The 2,745-nt window shown below is 59.3% G+C and carries 4 protein-coding genes; 3 read left to right on the top strand and 1 reads right to left on the bottom strand.

Annotated features, from left to right (window positions below):
• A partial coding sequence (locus tag Q0341_RS04750; protein WP_299510919.1) for a hypothetical protein occupies positions 1-450 on the bottom strand: 450 nt, incomplete at its 3' end.
• A gap of 65 nt (positions 451-515) precedes the next feature.
• On the opposite strand from Q0341_RS04750, the gene flgA reads away from it, so the two are divergent.
• From flgA to Q0341_RS04735, 3 genes are all read left to right on the top strand, one after another.
• Positions 516-1,328, top strand: coding sequence for a flagellar basal body P-ring formation chaperone FlgA (flgA, locus tag Q0341_RS04745; RefSeq protein WP_299510918.1), 813 nt, complete (start codon positions 516-518; stop codon positions 1,326-1,328).
• Between the two features lie 124 nt (positions 1,329-1,452).
• Positions 1,453-1,755 (top strand): flagellar biosynthesis anti-sigma factor FlgM, encoded by a 303-nt coding sequence (gene flgM, locus Q0341_RS04740; RefSeq protein ID WP_299510917.1) that lies wholly within the window; start codon positions 1,453-1,455, stop codon positions 1,753-1,755.
• Positions 1,756-1,762: 7 nt separating this feature from the next.
• Positions 1,763-2,200, top strand: a complete 438-nt coding sequence (locus Q0341_RS04735; RefSeq protein WP_299510916.1) for a flagellar protein FlgN — start codon at positions 1,763-1,765, stop codon at positions 2,198-2,200.
• Positions 2,201-2,745 lie beyond the last annotated feature (545 nt).

The following is a 2,745-nucleotide window of genomic DNA, read 5'->3' as shown; positions in this document are numbered from 1 at the left end:
CCGGGTGGCCAAAGCATTGGCGGTCAATGTGGGCTCGCCCGAAGTGTTGAGTTGCTTCACAAGCTGGGCGCTATGGGCATTCAAGTCCAGCGGGCCGGGCGGGTTGGCGCGGGTCAACGCTGGCATCTGCAGCGCAGAAAAATCGATCTTCTGGCCCGTCAAGATCAAATCCGGGTTCTCTATCTGGTTGTGCGCCGCCACCTGATGGGCCAGGCGCATGGCTTGGCCCTCGGTGATCGGCTGCTGGTTTTGCCTGTAGTGGGCTTTGACCAAACCGATCAAAGTGTCACCCCCTTGCGCCTGCACCACGGAAGTGGGCGTCGCCACATCGGCCAACACCTGCCCAAACGCCCCCGACCGGTTCGCAGCGGGCAGGTCCGCGCCGCCACCTAAAGGGGCAGAGCGGTTCAGCGCTGGCAGGCTGGACAAAGGGGACAACAAGTTGCTCATGGGTCGGGGGGGGTCAAGGTGCGGTGGTTTGGCCTGGTCTCGTTTTTGCTTGGTAGTTGGAAATCATGAACACTGTCAAAACTTCCACACCGATGAAACCCAACATGCAAATGCTGTGCCGACTTTTGGATCACCTCACGATCCGGGGCCTCTGGCTGAGCTTTGCCCTCTGGTTGACCAGCCTCAGCGCCATGAGTGCGCCGCTGGATGCACGCACTTCGGGTGCCCAAGCCCTGCACAAAGCCGTCATCACCTGGGTGGCGCAAACCCAATCGGTGTCGCCCGAAGCCGTTGACATCGCCCCGATGGACCCGCGCCTGCAAATCCAAACCTGCAGCCAAGCCCTCGCCATGGACCTGCCCTTTGCCAGCGCGCAAACCGTTCGGGTGCGCTGCCCACAACCGGCTTGGCAGCTCTATGTGCGGGTCGCCATCGCAGGCCAAGCGGCCACGCCCACGCCAGCCCCCAGCCAAGCAGCCGCCCCTGCGCCTGAACAGCGCCAAGTGCTGGTCGCCGCCGTGCCCCTGCAACGCGGCATGCAGCTCAACGCCACTCATGTTCGGCTTGCAGATGTCGATACACCTGGCATGCCCGTGAACGTGCTCGAACACGTCTCGCAAGTGCTCTACGCCGAGGTGGTGCGCGACGTGCGCCCAGACACCCCGCTGCGCAGCCAAGACATCCGGCCCACCGTGCTCGTCAAAAGAGGCCAAATGGTCTTGATGTCCGTGGGGCAAACCAGCGGTTTTAAAATATCTGCGAGGGTAGAAGCCATGCAAGACGGCCGCTACGGCGAGCAAATCAAGCTCAAAAACCGGGAATCCGGCCGTTTGCTCACGGGTCAGGTCAAGGGGCCCAACCAGGTTGAAGGCCTTTGAAGCCCCGGATCGCAAAAATAATGAAAAAAACAGATCAACCCGCTCAAGTTCTAGAATCTGCTGTCGATTCTGAATTCGAGCGAGGTCTCAGCTCATTGAAAAGAGGCCAGAAAAGAGAACCATCATGACTGATCCCATCTCTAGTTTCCGCCGAGTTGCCCAAATGGACTCGTCCAATCGCCAAGCGGCTGCGAAGGCTCAAGAGCGTTCGTCTGATGCTGCGTCTGAAACCCTTTTGAAGGCAGCACCAACCCAATCTGACGAAGTCAAATTGAGCGAAGTGGCGCAAAAAGCCATGCAAGAACCCGAATTCGACCGCGCCAAAGTTGAGGCCATCAAACTCGCCATCCAGCAAGGTCAATACCCCATGGACACGCGACGCATTGCCGAAAACTTCATGGCCATCGAAAAAATGATCCAAGACTGATCTTTGAATGAGCAACCAGCATCCAAGCACTGACGCCCAGCCACCAGACGGCACCTTGGCCGCCGTGATGGCCGCGGCACCGCAGGACGCGGCCCGCCTGGCCGAATTGTTGGCGCTGGAGTTCGAAGTTTTGAAATCCCGTGACATGAACGGGTTCGAGGGCCTGCAAGCCGAACGCATCCAAATCCTCGAAAGACTGGCCTGGTTTGCCCAGTGGGCCGCTGCGCAAAACCCCGCCCCCTCCGTCTGGCAAGACCTGCAGCCTGGCCTGCAGCAATGCAAACAAGACCACCTGCGCAACATTCAATTGCTGCAACGCCAACTCCAAGCCGTCAAAGGCGCACTGCAAGCCCTGCAAGGCGAATCCAACGTCTCGGTCGATCTGTACGACCGCCTGGGCCAAGTCTCCCGCCGCCATGGCACCACCCCCTTTCTAGACGCCTGACAAACCCGCGCAGAAACGTCGATATTTGTAGGCATCTGTAGGTCGGCGCCTTCAGGTCCGACAAAGCCGCCGGCACCCCAAAACCGCATGACATGTCGCTTCGCGAAGGGATGGCTGTCGGACCTAAAGGCCACGACCTACGGGGCGTTCGGCATTTGTAGGTCGGCGCCTTCAGGTCCGACAAAGCTGCTGGCATTCCAAAACCGCATGACACGTCGCTTCGCGAAGGGATGGCTGTCGGACCTAAAGGCCACGACCTACGGGGGATGTGTCGGACCTAAAGGCCGCGACCTACGCGGGATGTGTCGGACCTAAAGGCCGCGACCTACGGGGAAATGTCGGGCCTGAAGGCCGTGATTTAGGGGAATGTTTGTAAATAAATACAAAAGCGTTGAATTGGATGCGGGTTTGTGGCTCAATGAATCGATCCATGTCGAAGGAGACGCCATGCAATACCGCCGCGCCAAAACGCCTGGGGGGAGCTACTTTTTCACGGTGGTGACGCATGAACGTCACCCTTGGTTGGCCGATCCCGATGTGGCCCG

This window comes from uncultured Limnohabitans sp. (assembly GCF_937889215.1).
Lineage (GTDB): Bacteria > Pseudomonadota > Gammaproteobacteria > Burkholderiales > Burkholderiaceae_C > Limnohabitans_A.
This window is presented reverse-complemented; position numbering and strand designations above follow the sequence as displayed.